Here is a 24,150-nt window from a genome sequence, read left to right as displayed (position 1 = left end):
AGGAGAGTGGTAATGGATTTCATTTCATGGTCGGTATTCGGCATCCTGTTCATCCTCGCGGAATCGGCGCTCGGATCGCGCTACCTGCTGGCGGTCGGGCTGGCCTTCTTCTACCCTGCCCTCGCCGATCTGGCGGGCGCGTCGGGCAGCATGCAACTTGCCGCGTTCTGCGTGGGAACGGTCGTTCACGTACTGATCGTCATGGTCTTGCGCAAAGGCAGATCGCCCGCAAAGGTCGAGATCGAAGATGCCGACAAGGGACAGCGCGTGGAAGTGATCGAATGGCTGGACGAAAGCACCGCCCGGGTGAAACATCGCGGCGGGGAATGGCTGGCGGAAAAGGTCGATGACGGCATGCCCAGCGCGTCCCATGGCACCATCCTCAAGGCGCAATATGGCCGTCTCCTCATTTCGACCGAGCAATCCGGCGCGGAGCAAGCCTGATGACCGTTTCCCACGGATCATTTTGCCCGGCATCCCGTTGTCGGGACAAAGCCGGCTTCGGCACAATCCGGCACAGCCATTCTTTGGGATATACTCGCCGCCGGCATACGGCACAGAATCACATGGACACGCGAATGATCCGGTATCGGCATGAACTTTGATGATCTTGAATTACAGAACTCGTTGATCAAGGCGATCAACGAGGCCTCGCCCGAAGGGATACTTGTCGTTGACGACAAGGGCATCATCGTTTCCCACAATCATCGCTTTGCCCAGATATGGAAAATTCCGGACCAACTCCTGGACAACACCGATCCCGCTATGGCCGGCCCCGATGACGCGCCGGTCCTGTCCATGGTCCTCGATCTCGTGGCCGATCCGGAGGCATTCCTGACGCGCGTAGCCGAGCTATATGACAACCCGGAGCTGACCGACCACTGCGAGATCGCATTGTGCGACGGCAGAACGATCGAGCGCCACTCTACGGCCCTGCGCAACGACAAGGGCCGGTATCTCGGACGCGCTTGGTTCTTCCGGGACATCACCGAACAGAAACGGGCCGGGGAAAAACTGCAGATCACCCAGTTCGTCAACGACCGCTCATCCGACAAGATCATCTGGGTGAATGAAGATTCCCGCATCGTCTATGCCAATGAAGCGGCATGTCGCAAATACGGCTATACAAAAGAAGAGATGCTCGCGTTGCACGTTTCGGACATCAATCCGGCGGCCACTCCCGAGAACTGGCGGAAACAGTGGCAACGACTGAAGCAGGCAGGACACCTGAACTTCGAGACGACACACAGACAACGGGATGGCTCGACCTTCCCGATCGAGATCACTTCCAACTTTGTCAATTTCGAGGGCACTGAACTGAATGTCGCCTTCATGAGGGACATCACCGACCGCAAAAAATCGGAGACCGAGCTGCTCATCGCTGCCGTGGCTTTCGAATCACAGGAGATGCTGGCCATCACCGATGCGGACGGCATCATCCTGCGGGTCAACCAGGCATTTGTCGAGAACACAGGCTATACGCCGGAGGAGTTGATCGGGAAAAAGCCGGGCGTCCTCAAGTCGGGGCGTCACGACAAACCGTTCTACGAAGAAATGTGGGAAACCCTCGAACGCACCGGGAAATGGCAGGGGGAAATCTGGGATCGGCGCAAGAACGGCGAGATCTACCCGAAATGGCTGACCATCTCGGCAGTAAAGGGACGCGATGGAAAAGTCACCCATTATGTCGGGTCGCATATCGACATCACCGAACGCAAGGCCGCCGAAGAGGAGATCCGGAACCTGGCGTTCTACGATCCGCTCACCCGCCTGCCGAACAGACGGCTGTTCATGGACCGCCTTCATCATGCAATAGCTTCCGGTGCGCGCAGCAACCGGAATTGCGCCCTGCTGTTCATCGACCTCGACCATTTCAAGACGCTCAACGACACCCTAGGCCATGATATCGGCGACCTGCTGTTGCAGGAAGTCGCAAAACGCCTCGAGTCCTGCGTGCGCGAGGAGGACACCGTGGCCCGGTTGGGCGGCGACGAGTTCATGCTGATACTGGAAAGTCTGAGCGAACAGGCCATAGAGGCCGGGACGCAGGCGGAAGTCATCAGTGAAAAGATCCTCGCCTCGCTCAGCCAGCCATACCTTCTGGCCGGACACGAATACCGCACCACACCGAGCATCGGCGTCACCCTGTTCGCCGGCCACGGTTCGACGATGGAGGAATTGATCAAACAGGCCGACATCGCGATGTACCAGGCCAAGAAAGCCGGCCGCAACACCCTGCGTTTCTTCGACCCCAAGATGCAGGACTTCATCAACGCCCATGCATTGCTCGAAAAGGAATTGCGCCATGCCGTGGAGCATGAGCAATTCCAGCTGTTCTATCAGGTGCAGGTAGACGCCACGCGCCGCATATTGGGTGCCGAAGCGCTGATCCGCTGGATGCATCCGGAACGCGGGCTGATCTCTCCGGACCAGTTCATCCCGATGGCGGAAGAGAACGGGCTGATCCAGCCCATCGGGAAATGGGTGCTGGACACCGCCTGCAAACAGCTCAGGATCTGGCAGCAGGATGCGATCACACGCGACTTCGTGCTGGCGGTAAATGTCAGCCCCAAGCGATTCCGCCATGCCGAATTCGTGGACCAGGTGCAGGAGGCCATCCGGCGCAATGCGATCGACCCGCGGTTCCTCAAGCTGGAACTCACCGAAAGCCTGTTGCTGGAGAATGTCGATGACGTCATCCTGACCATGAACAAGCTCAATGAGATCGGCGTGCAACTCTCGCTGGACGACTTCGGCACCGGTTATTCCTCCCTGCAGTACCTCAAGCGCTTGCCGCTCGACCAGCTCAAGATCGACCAGTCGTTCGTGCGCGACATCAACACCAACAGCAGCGACCGGGCCATCGTGCGCACCATCATCGCCATGGCCAAGGGCATGGATCTCGATGTCATCGCGGAAGGCGTGGAGACGGAAGCGCAACACCAGCAACTCGTGGTGATGGGCTGCAAGAACTTCCAGGGATACCTGTTCAACAAACCGTCCCCGGCCGCCGAGATCGACGCGATGCTGCGCAAGTAGCACCGCGGGGCGCTCCCCATCGCAACCGGAGCGGGCCCGCCGGCTGGCGCCCGTCCGCTATTCGCCCTGCACGGTCACCACGACGCGACGACTGCCGCCGAGGTTGCGGTGTTCGCACAGGTAGATACCCTGCCACGTTCCCAGCGAGGGACGTCCATCGGCGACCGGGATGCTCAGGCTGGGCCCCAGCAGGCTGGCCTTGATGTGCGCGGGCAGATCGTCCGGCCCCTCGTCCCGATGACGATAGTACGGCTCGCCTTCCGGCACCGCGCGATTGAACCAGTTCTCGAAATCCTGCCGCACCGTCGGGTCGGCATTCTCGTTCAGCGTCAGCGAAGCCGAAGTGTGCATGATGAAGATATTCATCATGCCGACCCGGAAGTCGCGCAACTCCGGCAGCACGCGCAGCACCTCATGGGTGACCAGATGAAAGCCGCGCGGCTTCGGGTCAAGGCGTATCTCTTTCTGTATCCACATGGCTCGTCCTCAGCGCCGCTCCCCGATGCGCGCCTCGTCCACCCGGATCGCTTCGCCCTCGATGATCTCGCCTTCATATACCTCGCCCGGCGCGGACGCCTCGCGGGAGGTCTGAGAATCCCGCATCTGCGCCTGCATCTGCCGGAACTGCTTGCGCACCTCGCGCGTCTTCCACCAGAAATACGCGCCCCCAACGACGGCGACGAACAGGAGGATCAGCAGCAACAGCGCCGAGAACATCAGCGCCAGCGTGCCCAGCACCACCGCCACGACCAGCGCGGCGATCTTCTGCAACAGGCCGGGACGGCGGGTACCGGAATAGGAGACATATTTGATCTGCATGACGCGATTCTATCGCATCGCCGCCTCCGGCGCGTCCGGCGGGCATGTCCGCACCGCGATCCCGAACTTCGCGCGCAGCCGCACACAATCCGGGTTCAGCGAACCGTCCGGCATCAGCGCCGGGAACTCGCGGCACACCGAAGGCCGCAACGCATAGATGCCGCAACGCAGATCATCCAGCAGCGAGATGCAACGCCCGTTGCCCGCTTCCGTGCCCTTCATGCAGACGCGGAACGGCGTGAACGACACTGTCAGGTCGGCCGGCACATGGCCGCCCGGCTGGGTATCCAGCTCGCCGTGGTAGAACGAAACGCGAAAATGGCGGCAGCACGCGCCGCAACCGGAACAGGGGTTGTCCACCCCCGTCATGTCGTAATAGACACGGCCATCCCCGGTGGGACTGGCGACCTGGATATGTTCCATATTGACCCGCGACTGAAAGACACTGCAAAACGTCCGTGTGGACGCACACGACGCGACGCGGCTCCATGCGGGAGCGCGACACGTCAGCCGGCAACAGCGCGGGAAGACTAGGTAAAGGGAAGCTCGGTCGTCGTGGAGGGGAACAGTGCCAGCACGCTCTCGAACGATACGCGCGTGCAAACCTCCGGCAGCACGCCCGGTGCGGCGGGGAGAAGGATGCGGGAAACTTCCGGTAAAGGATGATGACGATTCAAGCCGGGCTCCGTCGAAAATGCGGCAAGTCCCGATTCGGGACGGCGCATCATACCGGCCGCGCGGCGGTCTGGAAAGCGGCAGACAAGCGCGCGGATTCCGGGACGTGAAAGAATGAATGTATTGATTATCCGGAGGCGATTCGGGTATAACGATATCGATGGACACCACCCGAGAATCCTCCGTAACCGCTTTCTTCAAACTAGAATCCGCGAGCGGCATCCTGCTGATGCTCGCCGCCGCGCTGGCCATCGTCTGTGCCAACTCGCCACTGCATCCCTATTACGCACTGCTGCTGGACACTCCCGTCGAGGTGCGCGTCGGCACACTGGGGATCGCCAAACCGCTGCTGCTCTGGATCAACGACGGACTGATGGCGGTGTTCTTTTTCCTGGTCGGACTGGAACTCAAGCGCGAAGTGATCGAGGGCGAACTGTCCGACCGGCGCAACATCATCCTGCCCGGCATCGGCGCGATCGGCGGCATGGCCATCCCCGCGCTGATCTACCTCTACTTCAACATCGGCGACCCGCAGGCGGTCAGCGGATGGGCGATCCCGTCCGCCACCGACATCGCCTTCGCACTCGGCGTGCTGTCCCTGCTCGGCTCGCGCGTCCCCTCCTCGCTGAAGATATTCCTCACCTCGCTGGCGATCTTCGACGACATCGGCGCGATACTGATCATCGCGCTGTTCTACACCGCCTCGATCTCGTTTGTCGCACTGGTCGTATCGGCAGGCTGCATCGCCGCGCTCACCTGGCTGAACAGCCGCAACGTCGCCGCCCGGAGCCCGTATCTCGTGATCGGCATCGTGATGTGGGTCGCCCTGCTCAAGTCCGGCGTACACGCGACGCTGGCCGGCGTGCTCCTCGCGATGTTCATCCCGATGCGCTCGAAGACGGATGCGAACCACTCGCCGCTGAAAGACATGGAAGACGACCTGCATTCCGCGGTCGCGTTCCTCATCCTGCCGGTGTTCGCCTTCGCCAATGCCGGCATCAGCCTGATCGGCGTCGGCGCGGAACACCTGTTCCACAGCGTTCCCGTCGGCATCGCGCTCGGGCTGTTCCTCGGCAAGCAGATCGGCGTGTTCGGCTTCTGCTGGCTGACGATCAGGCTCGGCCTGTCCGCGCTGCCCAATGGGATGACCTGGCGCACCCTGTATGGCACCGCCGCGCTGTGCGGCATCGGCTTCACCATGAGCCTGTTCATCGGCTCGCTCGCGTTCGAAGAAAGCGGCATCAACCGGATGTTCGACGAACGCCTCGGCATCATCCTCGGCTCGCTTGTATCCGGCATCACCGGCTACCTGATCTTGCGCGCCACCCTGCCGCCGGACGGCGAAAAGCCGACCTGAGGGAGCGCAAACCTCCGGAAGAAGCAGAAGGCCGGACCGGATTCCGCAATGTCAGAATCTACAGGGTGACAAAGCCCCTCCCCGTCACTACCATCCCTGCATCCTCGGAAACCATGGGCAAAGCGGCGGGGCATCGCAGCAGACCAGTTGCAGGTTTGAGGAATCAATTGCGATGCTGCCCCATATCGCATGCCACGCCGCCCGAGATTCCGGATTTCGAACTGGAGAATTGAAATGCGAAGAAATATCCTGATGCTGATCCCTTTGATCGCGTTTTGCCTGCAAACGATCCCGGCTTTTGGCAGCACGCCCCCTCCCTCGCCTGAAGACATGGCCGATGCCATGCGAAAAGTGGGAGCGATCCTTGCACAGCCCCCCCTGGTACCTGTTCCCGCCGCCCCGCCCTCTTTAATCACCGCTGACGCCAAAATCATGCCCGTGCGTTTCGCCGACAAGGCCGGCGTCGTACTGATCAACACACAGCAGGAAATCGAAGTCATTGACCTGGGAACCCTGGAACGCATCTCCCGCTATCAAAGCAGCGTCGCCCCGTCGATGATGGGCTCCGTGACGCCCAACGGTCGCTTGTTCACCACAACCGATGGCGATCAATTGAATATTCGAGACACCCGGACAGGGGCCGCCATTGCCGGGATCCCCCTGGTTTGGCACTGGATGTTCCATTGGCTGGACGAAAGGACAGCGTTCTATGTCAACAAGCAGTTCCAGTCGTTCTTTATCGATTTTGTCTCGGGCCGGTCTGTACCGACAGGCCTGATGGCCATGCCTCTGTCGCATGCTGTCCGCGTCCCCGACAAGCGCGGCCAATATGTTGTACTGGCTGCAAACAAGGCATTCAAGTTCGAATTGGTGCGCAATAAACCGATGCCGGAGCTGAAGCTTCTGTCGGAAAAACCGGTCGACTCGTTGATGCTTGCTTCAAACACATCCGGCACGACATCCGACGGCAAATATTTCTTCGATGTCCGGTCGCATCTCACGCTGGTCAACCTGATCACGCTTGAAAGCGAAACCATTTCGCTCGAACCGTTCTATTTCCAGACGGCCATTGGGGGGCCGTCTCCGGACAACGTCGTCGTCACCGGATACTTCAATCCCGGCGATGGCTCGGGACCCAAAGACTACCTGTATTCGATCAGCCGCCGCACCCTGGCGCAGATCAGCCCGGACATACAAAGAAATTCGCAGCGAAGGATCTACATCAGTCCGTTCCGCAAGATGGGCATCATCAGCGAAAACAGGATCACGCTGACGGATGAACTGCAAACGGCAAAAGCCATGTCATTGGCGGATTTCCGCATCGGGGCCGTTGGCAAGTCGGAACAGAACAAAGTGGCGATCGCCGAAAAACAACGGGCGCTCGAAGAATCCTGCCACCCTTCCAGGGAAACGAATAAGGACGGACTGGAACTTCATGCGATCGGGATCTATGAAGGTCCCCTCGGGCGGGACGACAGTGCCCGAAACAAGGTCGATGTCGTTGTCCATCCATCGGCACAACCCGTCGCCCTCGCCCTGTTCAGTTATGAGAAAGTCACCTGGAACGTCACACTGGAAAAGGGATCATCGCTCAAGGAGATCTTCCTGAAGGCAACCGACGGGATCAGGGTGTCGGGAGCAAATAGCAAAGCCGTCAAAGTGACCCGGCAGGATATCCGCCTGACAGCCTACGAGGATTGCAATTTCTTCCGCATGGTCGCGCCCAAATTCAAGGAATTCAGCGGCCTTAACGTCACGTCGTTCCAGGGCAGCTATCGCGGTATCGGGTTCCCCGTCCGTCCGCAGCAACAGGCCGGCACGGCAGCGATCAAAACGACGCGGGCGATCGCCTCCAGCCCGATCACAAGGTTTGCCTCGGGACCGGACACTGGAAAATCCGTCACGGAACTGGATGATGGGCTGGCCGCCTATGCGCGGGGAGAATATCGCACCGCGCTGGAAAAGCTCACGCCACTGGCCGAGAACGGCAATGCCATGGCGCAGAACACCATCGGCAAGATGTATCTGTCCGGTTTCGGGGTGTCAAAGGATTACGACAAGGCCATGCAGCTGTTCCAAAGTGCGGCAAAACAGCGGTTGCCCAATGCCCAGAACAACGTCGGACTCATGTATGCCGGCGGCTTTGGCGTACCGCAGGATTTCAGGAAAGCGATTGCGTGGTTCGAAAAAGCGGCCGATCAGGGGTTCGTGAATGCAATGCTCAACCTGGTGGACATATATGAGAGCGGCATCGGGGTCGGCAAGGATCCGATAGCGGCCGAGAAGTGGCGACACCGCGCCCGGGGCCTGCCGCCCTCCGAAGAAAAGGGAACGGTAACAGTCGAACTGACCGGCAGCGAGCAATACAAGAAAGGGCTCGAGTTCTACCAGAGCTTCAGATTCAGGGAGGCCTTCTGCCACCTGCTTCCCGCTGCAAAAGATGGCAACCCGGAAGCCCAATTGAAACTGGCATCGATATACAAACACGGACAAGGCGGCGATAAAGATGAACGCCAGGCCCGGTACTGGAGCGAGAAAGGCAATGCCCGCATCAAGGAACTTGCACAAACGCCGAACACAGGAACCAAGATGGAGGAACCGGCCGGCGACAGGGAATTCAAGGAAGGGCTTGCGTACTACCGCACCGGAAAAGAAAGGGAGGCTTTCTGCTCCTTCCTCGCGGCAGCCGAACAGGGCCACCCGGAAGCACAATTGAAATTGTCCTCGATGTACCAGAACGGGAGCGGTGGCCGGAAAGACCTGGATCAGGCCAACTACTGGACCGTAAAGGCATCCAGCAAGGGCTACTCCGACAAGGACGGACGTGACAGGATATATTTCATCGACGCATCATCTGAAGAAGGGAAGCGCATGCTGCCGCCGCTACCGCCTGCTCCTTGCGGCTGCCCTGGCGGTGACCCGCCTTCCCCATGCTGTATCCAGAGCCGTTAAACATAGCCACCAAAGGTAGCGGAGTGAGCCAATCCGTCGAATTGAATTTGAAGTCGGCTAGGGTGTTTGAACATGAATCGACTCCGGTACCTTTTGCCGTTGACTTCGGATGCTTGGTTGGGAGTGGGGAATAAATGACGCTTCGCCCCTGTTATAAAACTTATAATTTACTTATACTCCCCACATGAACACCATCGAGTGGTCAGCCAAAGCAGTGCGGCAACTGCGCAAGATTGCAGATAAGCGCAAACGGCAAGGCATCTTCGCCGAAGTGCAGCAACTCGCGCATTGGCCCGATTGCACGGGAGATATCAAGCGCCTGCAAGGACGCGATGGCTTCCGCCTACGCATAGGCGACCACCGGGTGATATTCGAGATCGACCAGAGCGGCAACCCGATCATCGTCACCATCATGCAAGTGGAGAAACGAAATGAACGCACCTACTAACATCCAGATACTGAAAGACGCGAAAGGCAAACCCGCCTTCGTCGTGATTCCCTACCCGGAGTACATGAGCCTGACCAAACAAAACGCGCCAACCATCCCCAACGCCGTGGTCAACAAAGTCATCAACAAAGACATGACACCCATCCGCGCCTGGCGCGAACACCTCGGCCTCACCCAGACAGAAGTTGCGCGCCGTCTTGGTGTTTCGCAAAGCGCCTATGCCCAGCAGGAAGCCAAAGAGCCCGTGAGAAAAGCGACGCGCGAGAAGATCGCCCAAGCGTTGGGCATCGCAGCTGAGCAGTTGGCGGTTTGAAAAATCAATTGCGATGCTGAAAATCATCTAGCCGGCCTCCCACCGCCGATGGCGGTGGGGTTAAAGTGAGTTTGCGAACTTGCGATAACCACAGGAGGCCGACATCATGAAGTATAGCGGAATTGATTTGCACTCGAACAACAGCGTGGTGACAGTGACAGATGAAGAGGATCGCGTGATTGCCGAGAAGCGATTGCCGAACGACTTGACGCGGATCGTGGGGTTTTTGTTGCCGTGGCGCGATGAATTGAAAGCGGTTGTGGTCGAGTCGACCTACAACTGGTACTGGCTGGTGGATGGTTTGCAGGAAGCCGGATTTATCGTGAAGCTGGCCAACACCTCGGCCATCCGCAAATACGATGGCCTCAAACACAGCGGCGACGAAGCCGATGCCCGGCAACTGGCGCACCTGCTGCGATTGGGCATTCTGCCCACCGGTACCATCCTTCCGCCCGAACAGCGCGCACTACGTGATCTGGCGAGAAAGCGCATGCAACTGGTGCGCAGTCGCACCAGCCACATATTGGCTGTCGAGAACATCGTGGCACGGCAACAAGGAGCGAAGATTGGCGGTCGTCAGATCAAGCAGTTGACGGCGGACGTAGTGGATCAAATGGGGTTGCCACCAGATGTGGCGCTGGCAATCAAAAGCAACCTTGCTGTCATCCTCACACTGAATGCGCAAATCGACGTTTTGGAAAAGCACTTGCAAAAAAAGGTGGGCGAACGGAAGGAGTTCGTTTTACTGAGCAGCGTACCTGGCATAGGCCGCATCTTGGCGACCATCATCCTGCTGGAGATCGGCACCATCGATCGCTTTGCCGAAGTAGGCAACTTCGCCTCCTACGCCCGCTGTGTCGACAGTCAGCACATGAGCAATGGCAAAAAGAAGAGCGAAGGCAACACCAAGAACGGCAACAAGTATCTGGCTTGGGCATTTATCGAAGCGGCCAACTTTGCACAACGCTTCAATGCGGAGGCCAAACGGTTTTACGAACGCAAAAAACAAAGACAAACACGACGGTTGCCACCAAGGCATTGGCGCACAAACTGGCACGGGCGTGTTACCACATCCTGAAGGAGCAGAAGCCCTTTGATGTGACGCGCTGTTTTGCATGAGTTACGACGGCGACGGCAAGCCCGGCAAAGGGGTTGGCAGGTTAGCCATGAAGCTGAATGGGATGCCGTTCGCCGTCACCCGGGCAGTAAACGGATCGCCTGCAACGCGAGCCAGCGAGGGGTTGGCACCGCAAGTCGGTAGCCACGAAAGCTGTGATAACCATTGGACGCGAAGCGGCACCAACGTTCTTCTGGGGCGGCAAAAGCCGCCAGGGCGAAAGCAGAACACCGCTGATCGTTTGATCCTGATGGGTGACTGGCGCGATTCGTTCGTAGCCATGAATTGAAGAAACGGGCGCGATTTGTTAGTTGATCGGGAATTGAGGATTGAAAATACTGGCGGCGGTTGCTGCCATGGAATCGTTTACTCGCTTGACGCAGGTCGGCTAATGGGTGACCCCTTTAGCTCACGATAGAAGCCAAAGGTACCGGAGTCGATTCAATTTCTAATTCCAAAGGAGTGCCACTTGAAAATCGCTACATATAACTTGCATTTCGGCGGCCACATTAACAAAGGGAACCATTGGCAAAAATTAGACGCAGAATTCCTGCCGGATTTCATTTGTGCACAAGAGTCGTGGCATCCCACCAAGTACTTTTCACCCGATGAGTTTTCCCAATTCAAAGGCTGCATCCACGCCAATGTTTATCATGGCAAATGGGGGAGTGCCATTCTTTCGAGAAAGCACAAGCTCGAAGAGATTTCTTTATCGCTGCCCGAGTTTGATGGTTGGGTTGTTGGGGCGAAGATTCCAGACATGGTCATAGGTGATGCCGCCCAGCCTGTGTTGCTTTTTAGTATCCATGCCCCCTCGCCCGGCCCTTATGAACCCAGAGTTATTCGAATGATAGAAGCGATTGCCCAGCAATGGAGCGACGCACCGATAATCATCGCAGGCGATTTCAACGTAACCACCGCGATACGAAAAGAATCAGAGAGTATGAAAAACACGCCGGGTGAAATCAAGATTCTGAATCGGCTGAAAGATGACTTGGGATTGCTCAACGCATGGCAACACCTGCATCCGCAGGACGAGTTACCCCAGACACTGCGCTGGTCCAATAAACCATCGGACAAATTTCACTGCGATGCAGTCTTTGTAAGCAGCAATCTGGTTCCATATCTGTCAAGTGCCGAAGTAATCGGTACAGGAAATTGGGCAACGATGAGCGACCACAACCCATTGATCGTTACACTGAGATAGTCAGCGAACTCAATGAAGCCGAAGGTACGGGAGTCATTTAAAGAAAATCAACTCCGCCCCTTTGCCTCTCCCCTACATAACCACTACCCCCCATGTCCACCCTAATCCCCTCCCTCGGCGCCGCCCGCTTCGATGCACGCGGCGAGTTGCGCCTCGCCGAACGCCTGAAGGATTGCCTCGAAGACAACGCCTGGGTGTGGCACAACATTCCGGTCGGGCCTTTTGGCAGGCATCCTGATTTCGTGGCCTTGCATCCGCAGCAGGGCATTGTGGTGCTGGAGGTGAAGGATTGGCGACTGGATACGATAGGCAGTGCGAACAGCAAGCAGGTGGAGCTGATCACCGATCGCGGCAATGTGCTGACTGACAATCCGTTCGTGCAGGTGCGCAATTACATGTTCAACGTGGTGAACGCGTTGCAGCGCGATCCCTTGCTGGTGAACGAGGGCGGGAGCTTCAAGGGCAGGCCGGTGTTTTCTTTCGGGCATGGTGTGGCTTTCAGCAACATCACGCGCAAGCAGTTTGAGCAGACTGATTTACGGGAAGTATTCCCGCCGGATCGCTGCATCTTCCGCGACGAGATGGCGGAGAAGGTGGATGCGGATGCGTTTCGCGAGCGGGTGTGGCGCATGGTATCGCCGCGCATCGGGCCTGCCTTGTCTTTGCCGCAGATCGACCGGGTGCGCGCGCTGCTATTCCCTGAGATTCGCGTCACGCAGATTGCGCTGCCGTTTGACGATCCTGCGAAATCCTCGCCCGCCGCCGACCGCATACTGGAAGTGATGGACATGCAGCAAGAACAGGTGGCGCGCAGCATGGGCGAGGGGCACCGCATCGTGCGCGGCGTGGCGGGTTCCGGCAAGACGCTGATTCTGGCGTTCCGCGCCGAGCAGATCGCGCGCGCCCTACCGGGACCCGCACCCCGCCCGGTGCTGCTGTTGAGTTATGCGAACGGCATTTCGGGTCGGCTGGAGAATGCGATGCAGGACAGAGGTGTGGAGGACAAGGTGATCACTTCGACCTTCCATGCCTGGTGCTGGAAGATGTTGCGCACTTACGGCCTGCCGATAGCAACCGAGAAAGAGATTGCCGATTTTTCGGAGCGGCAGGCGGCCAATGTGCAGGCCGTGCTGGATGCCGCCGAGCGCGGGTTGATTCCGGGTGGCCAATACGATGCGGTGCTGATCGACGAGGCGCATAACTTCGAGCCACAGTGGCTGGCGCTGGCGGCGAAGATGGTAAACCCGGACACGAAGGCGCTGATGATCGTTTACGACGATGCGCAGGCGATCTACAAAGGGCGCAAGCGCCCAGTATGGAAGCAGCTCGGCATCGAGGCCGCCGGCCGCACCACGGTGCTCAAGGTGAATTACCGCAACACCGCGCAGATATTGCGCTTCGCGCGCAAATTCGCCGCCGATGTGATCGGTGCACCGGGCGTGTGCGCAGGTGACGAGAGCGCGATCCTGATGCCGGAAGACGGCGGGCGCGAGGGGGTGGAGCCGGTGGTGCGCCAGTGCGTGAGCCATGACGGCGAAGCGCATGCGATTGCGGAATGGCTGCTCGGACGCAAGGCCGCCGGTTACCAGTGGGGACAGATGGCGGTGCTTTATCCCCGAAAATTTCTCTGCGAAAGGTTCGAGAAAATACTGACGAAATCCGGCATACCGATTGACGTTGCAAAAGATCATGGCAACCGCATACAAATGGAACGGGATGAGGTGCGCTTACTGACCATGCACACCGCCCAAGGTCTGGAATTCCCCTGCGTAGCAATGGGCGGGTTGGGTGAGCTGAAGAAGGCTGAGGATATCGAAGACGATGTGCGCCTGACCTATGTCGCCATCACGCGGGCGACGCATGAGGCGTTTGTCACTTACTCGAATATGTCGGAGTTGGTGGGGAGGTTGGTGGTGTAGATCAAAACATCCGGTGCAATGCGCTGCGCTTATTGCACCCTACTCTGCTGGATTCCCGCTTGCGCGGGAATGACGGCGCGAATGTCATTAATTATGGAAACATCCTTAATCATGCTTTGACTGCAAACTGGCAATTAATGCTTGTGCAGGCGCCTGCTGCCAGTTTCGGGCACGGGCGCAAATGACAAAACGAGGCGCATGAAAAAACCCGGCACTGCCGGGTTTTTTGTTTGCCGCGTTCCGCTCAGTGATGCGACTTGGCGAGCAGCTTCAGGATCTTGAAGTTGATGGCCAGGAAGCGGATCACCTGCCAGAGGAAGCAGGTCCGCATGAATCGTGTGAGGCCTGTCGGTGCCGGCGGGTAGTACGCCTGCTGGTACGGTTCGCGATTGGTTTGGTTTCCCATGTTCTTTTCCTTGTGTATGTTTTGTCGATCAGTCCGGGATCACGGACCAGCCCGGTTTCAGCTTGGCCTGATAGATGAAGGCATGGTGCAGCAGGTACTTCATCCAGTGGCCTGCCAGGCCGATCTCGCCAAAGGTCAGCTCCATGTCGCGGCCGTATGCCGGATATTTCTCGTAGTCCGGCACGACGGGGAAGACGGTCATGGTCGCTGCGGTGCCCTTGAGGATGTGCGAGCCGGTGGAAGCGACACACGCGGCCCCCATCTCGGCCATCGAGGCGGTGTGCGTGGGCTGCTCTGCGCCATTCAGCATGTCGCGGATGCTCATGGCGACGGCCTTGGCCATCGATGCCGAGGGCATGCCGGTGCGCGGCGGCGCCGGATTGATCGGCGTGCCGTTGGCGCTCTGCATCGGCTTGCTGATCAGGTGCGGTGGCGCGAACGCGATGCCGACGGCGAAGATGTTGCGGTATGACGGTGTCTGGTAGGTGCGCGGCCAATCCTTGGCGCTCCACTCCATGAACGGGCGCTGGGTGTAGTCGGCATCGACCTTCATGAAACCGTTGGGCGCGAACATTTGGCTGGTGATGTCTTCACCCGCCTTGTTGAAGGCCTTCAGGCCCACGCCTGCGAACGGCGGGATCAGCATGGAGAAGTCGAATTCCAGTTCATGGAACTGGCCGTCTATGGTTTCGTAGTGGATCTTGCCGGCTTCCACTTTCTTGACGTGGGCACGGGTGATCCATTCGATGCCGCGTTCGACCATCAGCGATTCGGCGAAGGTCTTGCCGTTGGTGATATAGCCGCCGCGCGTGATATGTACGCCGCCCATGCCGAAATCGCCCAGCTCGTATTCATTGCTCAGCCAGACGATGCGCGCCTTGTCGCGGACGCCTGCCTCGCGCAACACGTGGTCCACGTTGTAGATATATTCGAACGCCGCGCCCTGGCAGGTGCACATGCCGTGACCGGTGCCGATGACGACGGTCTGACGTTGACCCTTGCGCATGGCCTCGATGCTGGCCTGCAGTTTCCGGTTCGCTTCCAGCGCATGGCCGGCGGTGCAGACGGAAACGGTGTGGCCATGCTCGGGGCCCAGGCCTTCGGTGGCGCCGAAGTTCAGCTTGGGGCCGGTGGCGTTCACCAGGAAGTCGAAGCTGATGTTCTCCTGCTGGCCCGCTTTTTCCGGGAGGGTGTATTCGACGGTGACGAAGGGCTGTGCGCTATCGGCGCTGCCTTCCGGATGGACCGACAGGGCCTTGGCCTGACGGAAATCGACATGCGTTTTCGCATACAGTTCGGCGAGATCGAATGTGACGTCCTTCTCGGTCATCTGTCCCACGCCCACCCAGATATTGGAGGGGATCCAGTTCCACTTTGCATTGGGCGACACCACGACGATCTCGTGCTGCTTGCCCACCCATTTGTTGAGATATCGGGCGGCGGTATGACCAGAGATGCCTGCGCCCAGGATTACGATACGTGCCATGTTCTCCCTTTCAGTAACGTTCAGACCCCGCGCTGCGGTCTGTTGAATCTGCCCTGTTCTGAAGCGGCATTCTGTGATGCCGCATCGCGATGTCCGACTGGTACGACGTCGAACCATACTCGCCGTGGTCGCCCGAATGATCCCGCAACGACCGGCATGACTTGCTGTACTGTCGAGCCCATCCAACGATTCCAGACTCGACTGCTGGAATAGTAATATAAGTGCGTTCTAATGTGTGGTGAATCACGCACTCCAGGAACGCACTTCAGGTATCGGAGTGGATATCCCTCAAACACGACCAAGGTGTAACGCGATTCCTGAAACCCGTATGAGACTGACATCCTGAGTTAAAATCCGCCGCGCCTTCTTTCTTCTCCGACACCTTCGATGCGCCTCTCACTCCTCCGCCAACGGCTTTACGACCTCGGCGCGAAACCCTGCCATGCAGACCGTTTGCTGCGCGGCTGGAGCCAGGTGCGATCTTACGACATCAAGGGCAGCCCGGCGGCGACTTTCTTCCCTGCTGCGATGCGCGATGCGTTGCCTGCCATCGAGGCGGAGCTGGAGGGGCTGGCGCGCTTGCATGGTGAGTATCCAGCTCCCGCCTCCCTCACTCCCCCCCTCTCCCCTGCCCTCTCCCGCCCTGCGGGAGAGGGGGTAAAGGTCTCCCCTGCCCTCTCCCGCCGCCCCTCTCCTCAATCCTCTCCCGCGAGCGGGAGAGGTGGCAATCGCGAAAAGCCTTGTTCAATTCCTGCGGGAGAGGGGGTAAAGGTCGCGCTGCGCGCATCTCCCCGATCCTCTCCCGGATACCCCCTATCCAACCTCCCTCCGCAAGCGGGAGAAAGAGCAAACGAGAAAAGCAATCTTCAACCCAGCGGGAGAGGAGGCAATCGCGAAAAGCCTTGTTCAATTCCTGCGGGAGAAGGGGTAAAGGTCGCGCTGCGCGCTTCTGCCGATTCTGATGAGGTGGCTCGGCTGCTGGTGGAACTGGCGGACGGGCAGATGGTGGAAAGCGTGCTGCTGCCACGCGGCGGCTTGTGCATCTCGACGCAGGTGGGTTGCGCGGTAGGTTGCGTGTTCTGCATGAGCGGCCGTGCAGGATTGATCCGCCAGCTCGGCAGCGCGGAGATCGTGGCGCAGGTGGTGCTGGCGCGCAGACGCCGCGCGGTGAGCAAGGTGGTGTTCATGGGCATGGGCGAGCCGGCGCACAATCTGGACAACGTGCTGGAGGCGATCGAGGTGCTGGGCATGCAGGGCAACATCGCGCACAAGAATCTGGTGTTGTCCACGGTGGGCGATGTGCGGGTGTTCGAGCGGTTGATGGAGGGGCGTGACTCTCGGAATGAACGCAATTCACTCCTTCCCCCATGCAGGGGGAAGGCTGGGATGGGGGTAGAGTTGCGTAACGATTACGTTTTTACCCCCACCCTACCCCTCCCCCTTCAAGGGGGAGGGAATGTGTCGGCGAATGAATTACTGTCAGTAAAACCCGCCCTCGCGCTTTCGCTGCACAGCACCGACGATGCGCTGCGCGCGAAGCTGTTGCCGCATGCGCCGCGCATCGCGGTGGAGGAACTGGTGGAACGCTGCGAGGAATATGCACGCGCCACGCACTATCCCACGCAGTACCAGTGGACGCTGATCGAGGGGGTGAACGATACGGATGCGGAACTGGCGCGCATCGTCGAACTGCTCGCCGGCAAGTACGCGATCATGAACTTCATCCCGTTCAACGATGTGGACGGCCTGCCTTACCGCCGCCCCGCCCCCGAGCGGCTGGCGCGCATGGTCGGCACGCTGAAGCAGCACGGCATCGTCACGCAGTTGCGCGATTCGGCGGGTCAGGAGGTGGAAGGCGCGTGCGGTCAGTTGCGGGCGCGGGCAGCACAGGCAAAACGCCCCGGCATCTCCGCCGGCATCGCGGTTTAAGGACCATGGCGCGCCGCAACCACTACAACGTCTATGTGATCGAGCTTTCGAAAGACGTGCTGCTCGAAGGCAAATTCAGGAAACGCAATCCCGGCTACATCCCCGGCAAGCCCTGCGTGTATGTCGGCATGACGGGACTCGACCCCGATGTGCGCTTCGACAAACACAAGGCGGGCATCCAGTCCAACCGCTACGCCAGGGATTACGGCCTGAGGTTGTGGCCGGACCTGTACGAGGCGTTCAACCCGATGTCCTACGACGAGGCGTGCGACAAGGAGGTGGAGATCGGCATCGACCTGCGCGGGGCGGGATTCGGGGTCTGGCAGGCTTAGCCGCACCCTTCGATGCGAATATCAGGTACGCTTCCCCCATGAGAAAACTCGCCCCGACCAAGACCGAGATCGCGCTGCTGGAACCCTTTCCCGGCCTGACGCTGGAGCAGATCCATGTGCCGGCGTGCAGGGAGGAGTTCGCGTCCGCCACGGCCGCGATCAAGGCTGCGGGCATCGCGGGGTTCGATACCGAATCGAAGCCGACCTTCGTTGTCGGCGATGTCAGCGAGGGGCCGCATCTGGTGCAGTTCGCGCTGCACGACAAGGCCTATCTGTTCCAACTGCATCGGGCGGAGGGGCTGCCGTTCCTGCTTGAACTGCTGCAATCGGAACAACTCATCAAGGTGGGCTTCGGTCTGAAATCGGATCGCAAGCATATCCTCGCGAAACTGGGCGTGCATTTCAACGCGGTGGTCGATCTCAATACGGTGTTCAGCATGGACGGCTACCACAAGGAGATGGGCGTGCGCGCGGCGGTGGGACTGGTGCTGAAGCAGCGCTTCGCCAAGTCCAGGTCGGTCACCACGTCCAACTGGTCGCAGCATCAACTTACCCCGCAACAATTGCGCTACGCGGCCAACGATGCCTATGCCGCGCTGAAAGTGCTGGAGGCATTGAACCTGCGCCGCGAGGATCTGCCGATCATGGGCGTGTCGCCGGAAGCGCCCGAGGCGGAGCCTGATCGATAAAAAGTAAAGCCCGGCGAACCGGGCTTTTTATTTGGCTGGATTCCCGCCTTCTCGGGAATGACGGCCGTGTGGTTACTTCTCGAAGCGCATCACCCCGCCCTTGCAGTCCACCCTGATGGTGTCCTTGGCGGCAAAGCGCCCTTCCAGTATCGCCTTGGCCAGCGGGTTCTCCAGTTGTGACTGGATCGCGCGCTTCAGCGGACGCGCGCCGTAAACCGGATCGAAACCGGCGTTGGCAATCTCGGATAGCGCGTCCTCGGTCACTTCCAGCTTCATCTCCATCGCGGCGAGGCGCTTTTCCAGATACTGCAACTGGATGCGCGCGATGGACTTGATGTTCTTCTCGTCCAGCGCGTGGAACACCACGACCTCGTCGATACGGTTGATGAATTCGGGACGGAAGTAGTTCTTCACCTCGGCCATCACGGCCAGCTTCACCACCTGATAGTCGTCGCCTTCCATCTGCTGGATCATCTGGCTGCCCAGATTGGAGGTCATCACGATCACGGTGTTCTTGAAGTCCACGGTGCGGCCCTGGCCGTCGGTCATGCGGCCGTCGTCCAGCGCCTGCAGCAGCACGTTGAACACGTCCGGATGTGCCTTCTCCACTTCGTCGAGCAGGATGACGCTGTAGGGTTTGCGGCGCACCGCCTCGGTCAGGCCGCCGCCTTCTTCATAGCCGACGTATCCCGGCGGCGCGCCGATCAGGCGCGCGACGGAATGCTTCTCCATGTATTCGCTCATGTCGATGCGGATCAGGTGATCCTCAGAGTCGAACATGAAACCGGCCAGCGCCTTGCACAGCTCGGTCTTGCCCACGCCAGTCGGGCCGAGGAACAGGAACGAGCCATAGGGGCGGTTCGGGTCGGACAGGCCGGAACGCGAACGACGGATGGCATCGGACACCAGGCGCACGGCCTCGTCCTGCCCCACCACACGCTCGTGCAGCTTGTCTTCCATCTTCAGCAGTTTGTCGCGCTCGCCCGTCATCATCTTGCTGACCGGGATACCGGTCGCGCGGCTCACCACTTCGGCGATCTCTTCCGCGCCCACCTGGGTGCGCAGCAGCTTGTTCTTCTGTTCGCCGCCTTCGGCCTCGCGTTGTGCCGCCTCTTTCAGTTTGGCTTCCAGTTGCGGCAATTTGCCGTATTGCAACTCGGCCACCTTCTCCAGCTTGCCCTCGCGTTGCAGCTTGTTGATCTCGACCTTGATCTGGTCGATCTCTTCCTTCACGTGCGCGGTGCCCTGGGCAGCGCCCTTCTCGGCCTTCCACACCTCTTCGAGGTCGGCATATTCGCGCGACAGTTTGGCGATCTCGTCCTCGATCAGCGTGAAGCGCTTCTGCGAGGCTTCGTCCTTCTCCTTCTTCACCGCTTCACGTTCGATCTTCAACTGGATCAGGCGACGGTCGAGCTTGTCCATCACCTCCGGCTTGGAATCGATCTCCATCTTGATGCGTGCGGCGGCCTCGTCGATCAGGTCGATGGCCTTGTCCGGCAGGAAGCGGTCGGTGATGTAACGATGCGACAGTTCGGCAGCCGCGACAATGGCCGGGTCGGTGATGTCCACACCGTGATGCAGTTCGTATTTCTCCTGCAAGCCGCGCAGGATGGCGATGGTGGATTCCACGCTGGGCTCGTCCACCAGCACCTTCTGGAAGCGGCGCTCCAGCGCGGCGTCCTTCTCGATGTATTTGCGGTATTCGTCCAGCGTGGTCGCGCCGATGCAATGCAGTTCGCCGCGCGCCAGCGCAGGCTTGAGCATGTTGCCCGCGTCCATCGCGCCCTCGGCCTTGCCCGCGCCGACCATGGTGTGCAGTTCGTCGATGAACACGATGTTGCGGCCTTCGTCCTGCGACAGTTCTTTCAGCACCGCCTTCAGGCGCTCCTCGAACTCGCCGCGATACTTGGCGCCGGCCAGCAGTGCGGCCATGTCCAGCGACAATACCTTCTTGCCTTTCAGCGTCTCGGGCACTTCCTCGTTGATGATGCGCTGCGCGAGGCCTTCGACGATGGCGGTCTTGCCCACGCCGGGTTCGCCGATCAGCACCGGGTTGTTCTTGGTACGGCGCTGCAGTACCTGGATGGCGCGGCGGATCTCGTCGTCGCGGCCGATCACCGGGTCGAGCTTGCCCTGGCGGGCACGTTCGGTGAGGTCCATGCAATATTTCTTCAGCGCCTCGCGCTGGCCTTCCGCTTCCTGCGAGCCGACCGATTCGCCGCCGCGCACGGCGTTGATGGCGGTCTCCAGCGCGGTACGGGTGATGCCGTGCTGCTTGTACAGACGGCCGCATTCGCCCTTGTCGCCGGTCAAGGCGAGCAGGAACATCTCCGAAGCGATGAACTGGTCGCCGCGTTTCTGCGCTTCCTTGTCGGTGAGGTTGAGCAGGTTGCCGAGGTCGCGGCCGACCTGCACCTCGCCGCCGTGACCTTCCACCTTGGGCAGGCGGTTCACCGCGTCGTTCAGCGCGGTCTTCAGCGCGTTGACGTTGCCGCCCGCGCGGGCCAGCAGCGAGCCTGCCCCGCTGTCGGCATCGTTGAGCATGGCGAGCAGCAGGTGCTGCGGCTCGATGAACTGGTTGTCGGCGCCCACGGCGAGACTCTGGGCATCGGACAGCGCCTGTTGCAGCTTGGTGGTGAATTTGTCGAAACGCATGGTGGCGTACTCCTCAAAACAATTCGGACTGGGAGGCAGATGGGGGGGGCTACAGGAATTTCAAGCCCCCGCTGCTTCACTTATACTACGCCCCTGGTCGTCATTCCCGCGCAGGCGGGAATCCAGTGATGGAAAAAGCTCTTGCGCAGCAAGAACAAACACCAAAGGCATTTTGGATAAAAACGCTGGATTCCCGCCTGCGCGGGAATGACGGAACTTGAACGATTGGCGGTACCCACAAGGAAGCGCACCATGCCACACCTGAACCTCGCGAAACATATCCATGCCAACGTCAGTGCGGCACTCGACGAAGACATCGGCAACGGTGACCTGACCGCGCAATTGATCCCCTATACGCAGACCGCGAAGGCCGGCATCCTTTCGCGCCAGGAAGCGGTGCTGTGCGGCACGCTGTGGTTCGAGGACTGTTTCCTCAGCCTCGACCCGCGCTGCGACATCCGCTGGTCGGCCGGGGAAGGCGACCTCGTGCAGCCCAACCAGCAACTTTGCACCGTGCACGGCAATGCACGCGTGCTGCTCACCGCCGAGCGCAGCTCGCTGAACTTCCTGCAACTGCTGTCCGCGACCGCCACGCTGACCCGGCGTTACGTGGAGGCCGTGGCGGGCACCCGCGCAAAGATCATGGACACGCGCAAGACGTTGCCCGGCATGCGCCTCGCGCAGAAATACGCGGTGCGTATCGGCGGCGGCCACAACCAGCGCGTCGGACTGTATGACGGCGTGCTGATCAAGGAGAACCATATCGCCGCCGCGGGCGGCATCCGCGCGGTGCTGGAGCACGCGTTCCGCATCACCCCGCCGGACATCCCGGTGCAGATCGAGGTGGAGAACATGGCGCAACTCGACGAGGCGCTGCTGGGCGGCGCCAGACTGATCCTGCTGGACAACTTCTCGCTGGCCGACATGCGGCTGGCGGTGGAACATGCCGCCGGGCGCGCCGAACTGGAAGCGTCGGGCGGCATCACGCTGGAAAACGTGCGCCTGGTCGCGGAGACCGGCGTGGACCGTATCTCCGTCGGTGCGCTGACCAAGGACGTGCAGGCGGTGGACCTGTCGATGCGGTTCGAATGAAAACGCCAGACTTCCCTATACCGTCATTCCCGCGAAAGCGGGAATCCAGTAAATCAAATTACCCCCGCGTAACGGACAACACCGGATTTTGTCAGCTTCGCTGAAACCTTTGTTTGCTGGATTCCCGCTTTCGCGGGAATGACAGCGTGGAGTACGCCATGTGCCAACTGCTCGGAATGAACTGCAACGTTCCCACCGACATCTGCTTTTCCTTCACCGGATTCCAGCAGCGCGGCGGCGGCACCGACGTGCATGCCGACGGCTGGGGCATCGCGTTCTTCGAGGGCAAGGGCGTGCGGCTGTTCCTCGACCCGCTGCCCTCCGCGCAATCGCCCATCGCGGAACTGGTGCGCCATTACCCGATCCGTTCGCTGAACGTGATCGCGCATATCCGCAAGGCGACGCAGGGCGTGGTGACGCTGGAGAACACGCACCCGTTCATGCGCGAACTGTGGGGGCGCTACTGGGTGTTCGCGCACAACGGCAACCTGCCGCAGTTCCAGCCGCAACTCGACGGCAGCTTCCTGCCGGTGGGCAACACCGACAGCGAGCGCATCTTCTGCTGGCTGTTACAGAGCCTGCGGCAGCGTTTCGGCGATACACCGCCGGAACGCGACGCGCTGTTCACCGCGCTGCATGAATTGACCGATCCGCTCGCCGGCATGGGCATCTTCAACTATCTGCTGTCCAACGGGCATTGCCTGTTCGCGCACTGTTCCACCGAGCTGAGCTACATCGAGCGGCGTGCACCGTTCAACATGGCGCACCTGAAGGACGAGGACGTGATGGTGGATTTCAGCGAGGTGACCACGCCGAACGACCGCGTGGCGGTGATCGCGACATTGCCGCTGACCGACAACGAGCCGTGGGTCACCATGCCGTCCGGCAGCCTGTGGCTGTTCCACGACGGCGCAGCGGTCTCGCACCTCGCCACCACGCCCAGCCCGGTCAGATCGCTGGGCGGGATCAATCCCGCCACAGGCTGAAATATCGGCATCGCCCTGTAGGAGCGTAATTCATTGCGCGATAACCATCTGCGGGGGTGCCATCGCCCGATGGATCGGGCTCCTACAAAAATCCCGGCGGTCGAACCGAACCACACTGCGGGTTGAATTTTTCTGCGACGCCCCCACTTGTGGCGCATCGTTGATTGAAAGGAACCCCCATGAGCGACTCCCTGCATATCGTCTGCCCGCACTGCAACGGCGTGAACCGTGTGCCTTCCGACAAGCTGGCCGCACAGCCCGCCTGCGGCAAATGCAAGCAACCCTTGTTCGACGCGCATCCGGTCGAGCTGGACGGTGGCAATTTCGCGCAACACATCAGCCGCAACGACATCCCGGTGCTGGTGGATTTCTGGGCGCCCTGGTGCGGCCCGTGCAAGATGATGGCGCCCGCCTTCGCGCAGGCAGCCGCGCAACTCGAACCTGAGATGCGGCTGGCCAAGCTGGACACCGAGCAGGCGCAGGAACTGGCGGCGCGCTACAACATCCGCAGCATCCCGACCCTCGCGCTGTTCAGGAACGGACAGGAGATCGCGCGCCAGGCCGGCGCGATGGATACGGCGGGCATCGTGCGCTGGGCGCGCGGCAAAGTTTATTGAACTGCCACTTGAATTAACTGCTACGTCATACCGGCGAAGGCCGCTATCCAGTAGCGCACAAAGGGCGCCGATGTTGTTTTTGCTGGATTCCGGGTCAAGCCCGGAATGACGA

At 60.0% G+C, this 24,150-nt stretch carries 22 protein-coding genes and 2 pseudogenes; 17 read left to right on the top strand and 7 right to left on the bottom strand.

What is annotated here, in order from left to right:
- The first annotated feature begins 12 nt into the window (after positions 1–12).
- Positions 13–444 (top strand): NfeD family protein, encoded by a 432-nt coding sequence (locus IPM27_00460; GenBank protein MBK9160038.1) that lies wholly within the window; start codon positions 13–15, stop codon positions 442–444.
- Between the two features lie 150 nt (positions 445–594).
- Positions 595–3,039 (top strand): EAL domain-containing protein, encoded by a 2,445-nt coding sequence (locus IPM27_00455; protein ID MBK9160037.1) that lies wholly within the window; start codon positions 595–597, stop codon positions 3,037–3,039.
- Between the two features lie 57 nt (positions 3,040–3,096).
- Here the strand turns inward: IPM27_00455 and IPM27_00450 are convergent, their stop codons facing one another.
- From IPM27_00450 to IPM27_00435, 4 genes are all read right to left on the bottom strand, one after another.
- Positions 3,097–3,516, bottom strand: coding sequence for a YjbQ family protein (locus IPM27_00450; protein ID MBK9160036.1), 420 nt, complete (start codon positions 3,514–3,516; stop codon positions 3,097–3,099).
- Positions 3,517–3,525: 9 nt separating this feature from the next.
- The gene (locus IPM27_00445) at positions 3,526–3,858 is read right to left on the bottom strand and encodes a hypothetical protein (GenBank protein MBK9160035.1); all 333 of its coding nucleotides are present in this window, start codon (positions 3,856–3,858) and stop codon (positions 3,526–3,528) included.
- 9 nt (positions 3,859–3,867) lie between these two features.
- A complete protein-coding gene (locus IPM27_00440) occupies positions 3,868–4,281 on the bottom strand; it encodes a YkgJ family cysteine cluster protein (GenBank protein MBK9160034.1) in 414 nt (137 codons plus the stop codon).
- 107 nt (positions 4,282–4,388) lie between these two features.
- Positions 4,389–4,535: a hypothetical protein gene (locus IPM27_00435; GenBank protein MBK9160033.1), complete on the bottom strand. Its 147-nt coding sequence runs from the start codon at positions 4,533–4,535 to the stop codon at positions 4,389–4,391.
- Positions 4,536–4,693: 158 nt separating this feature from the next.
- Here IPM27_00435 and nhaA point away from each other — a divergent pair, with 158 nt between their 5' ends.
- The 8 genes and pseudogenes from nhaA (at position 4,694) to IPM27_00395 (ending at position 13,846) form a co-directional block, all read left to right on the top strand.
- Positions 4,694–5,890 carry a Na+/H+ antiporter NhaA gene (gene nhaA / locus IPM27_00430; protein MBK9160032.1) on the top strand — a complete coding sequence of 399 codons (1,197 nt, stop codon included), beginning with the start codon at positions 4,694–4,696 and terminating at the stop codon, positions 5,888–5,890.
- Between the two features lie 234 nt (positions 5,891–6,124).
- A complete protein-coding gene (locus tag IPM27_00425; GenBank protein MBK9160031.1) occupies positions 6,125–8,842 on the top strand; it encodes a sel1 repeat family protein in 2,718 nt (905 codons plus the stop codon).
- A gap of 184 nt (positions 8,843–9,026) precedes the next feature.
- Positions 9,027–9,290 (top strand): type II toxin-antitoxin system RelE/ParE family toxin, encoded by a 264-nt coding sequence (locus tag IPM27_00420; protein ID MBK9160030.1) that lies wholly within the window; start codon positions 9,027–9,029, stop codon positions 9,288–9,290.
- Positions 9,274–9,603, top strand: a complete 330-nt coding sequence (locus IPM27_00415) for a helix-turn-helix transcriptional regulator (GenBank protein ID MBK9160029.1) — start codon at positions 9,274–9,276, stop codon at positions 9,601–9,603. Before IPM27_00420 ends, IPM27_00415 begins: the two co-directional genes overlap by 17 nt.
- Positions 9,604–9,709: 106 nt before the next feature.
- Positions 9,710–10,722, top strand: a pseudogene (locus IPM27_00410) (IS110 family transposase).
- Positions 10,719–11,009 (top strand): hypothetical protein, encoded by a 291-nt coding sequence (locus IPM27_00405; GenBank protein MBK9160028.1) that lies wholly within the window; start codon positions 10,719–10,721, stop codon positions 11,007–11,009. Before IPM27_00410 ends, IPM27_00405 begins: the two are co-directional and overlap by 4 nt.
- A 180-nt stretch (positions 11,010–11,189) precedes the next feature.
- A complete protein-coding gene (locus IPM27_00400) occupies positions 11,190–11,927 on the top strand; it encodes an endonuclease/exonuclease/phosphatase family protein (GenBank protein ID MBK9160027.1) in 738 nt (245 codons plus the stop codon).
- A gap of 92 nt (positions 11,928–12,019) precedes the next feature.
- Complete coding sequence (locus IPM27_00395; protein ID MBK9160026.1) at positions 12,020–13,846, top strand: NERD domain-containing protein/DEAD/DEAH box helicase; 1,827 nt, start codon at positions 12,020–12,022, stop codon at positions 13,844–13,846.
- A 244-nt stretch (positions 13,847–14,090) separates the two neighbouring features.
- Here the strand turns inward: IPM27_00395 and IPM27_00390 are convergent, their stop codons facing one another.
- A complete protein-coding gene (locus IPM27_00390; protein ID MBK9160025.1) occupies positions 14,091–14,252 on the bottom strand; it encodes a hypothetical protein in 162 nt (53 codons plus the stop codon).
- Positions 14,253–14,280: 28 nt separating this feature from the next.
- Positions 14,281–15,738, bottom strand: a complete 1,458-nt coding sequence (locus IPM27_00385; protein ID MBK9160024.1) for an FAD-dependent oxidoreductase — start codon at positions 15,736–15,738, stop codon at positions 14,281–14,283.
- A gap of 387 nt (positions 15,739–16,125) precedes the next feature.
- On the opposite strand from IPM27_00385, the pseudogene IPM27_00380 reads away from it, so the two are divergent.
- The 4 genes and pseudogenes from IPM27_00380 to IPM27_00365 all read left to right on the top strand — a co-directional run bounded on the left by IPM27_00380 (position 16,126) and on the right by IPM27_00365 (position 18,688).
- Positions 16,126–16,365: pseudogene (locus tag IPM27_00380) on the top strand (50S rRNA methyltransferase).
- 282 nt (positions 16,366–16,647) lie between these two features.
- A complete protein-coding gene (locus IPM27_00375; protein ID MBK9160023.1) occupies positions 16,648–17,667 on the top strand; it encodes an RNA methyltransferase in 1,020 nt (339 codons plus the stop codon).
- 5 nt (positions 17,668–17,672) lie between these two features.
- Complete coding sequence (locus IPM27_00370) at positions 17,673–17,999, top strand: hypothetical protein (GenBank protein ID MBK9160022.1); 327 nt, start codon at positions 17,673–17,675, stop codon at positions 17,997–17,999.
- Between the two features lie 38 nt (positions 18,000–18,037).
- Complete coding sequence (locus IPM27_00365) at positions 18,038–18,688, top strand: 3'-5' exonuclease domain-containing protein 2 (protein ID MBK9160021.1); 651 nt, start codon at positions 18,038–18,040, stop codon at positions 18,686–18,688.
- Between the two features lie 72 nt (positions 18,689–18,760).
- Here the strand turns inward: IPM27_00365 and clpB are convergent, their stop codons facing one another.
- Entirely contained in the window at positions 18,761–21,343 is a 2,583-nt protein-coding gene (gene clpB / locus IPM27_00360) for an ATP-dependent chaperone ClpB (protein ID MBK9160020.1), read from the bottom strand.
- A 252-nt stretch (positions 21,344–21,595) separates the two neighbouring features.
- Here clpB and IPM27_00355 point away from each other — a divergent pair, with 252 nt between their 5' ends.
- The 3 genes from IPM27_00355 (at position 21,596) to trxC (ending at position 24,038) form a co-directional block, all read left to right on the top strand.
- Positions 21,596–22,435 (top strand): carboxylating nicotinate-nucleotide diphosphorylase, encoded by an 840-nt coding sequence (locus tag IPM27_00355; GenBank protein MBK9160019.1) that lies wholly within the window; start codon positions 21,596–21,598, stop codon positions 22,433–22,435.
- 158 nt (positions 22,436–22,593) lie between these two features.
- Complete coding sequence (locus IPM27_00350) at positions 22,594–23,421, top strand: class II glutamine amidotransferase (protein ID MBK9160018.1); 828 nt, start codon at positions 22,594–22,596, stop codon at positions 23,419–23,421.
- Positions 23,422–23,600: 179 nt separating this feature from the next.
- Positions 23,601–24,038, top strand: coding sequence for a thioredoxin TrxC (gene trxC, locus IPM27_00345; protein MBK9160017.1), 438 nt, complete (start codon positions 23,601–23,603; stop codon positions 24,036–24,038).
- Positions 24,039–24,150 lie beyond the last annotated feature (112 nt).

The sequence above is a fragment of the Nitrosomonadales bacterium genome (assembly GCA_016716325.1).
Classification (GTDB): Bacteria; Pseudomonadota; Gammaproteobacteria; order Burkholderiales; family Gallionellaceae; genus Gallionella.
Note: the sequence above shows the minus strand (reverse complement) of the source record. Positions and strands in the feature narration are given on the sequence as shown.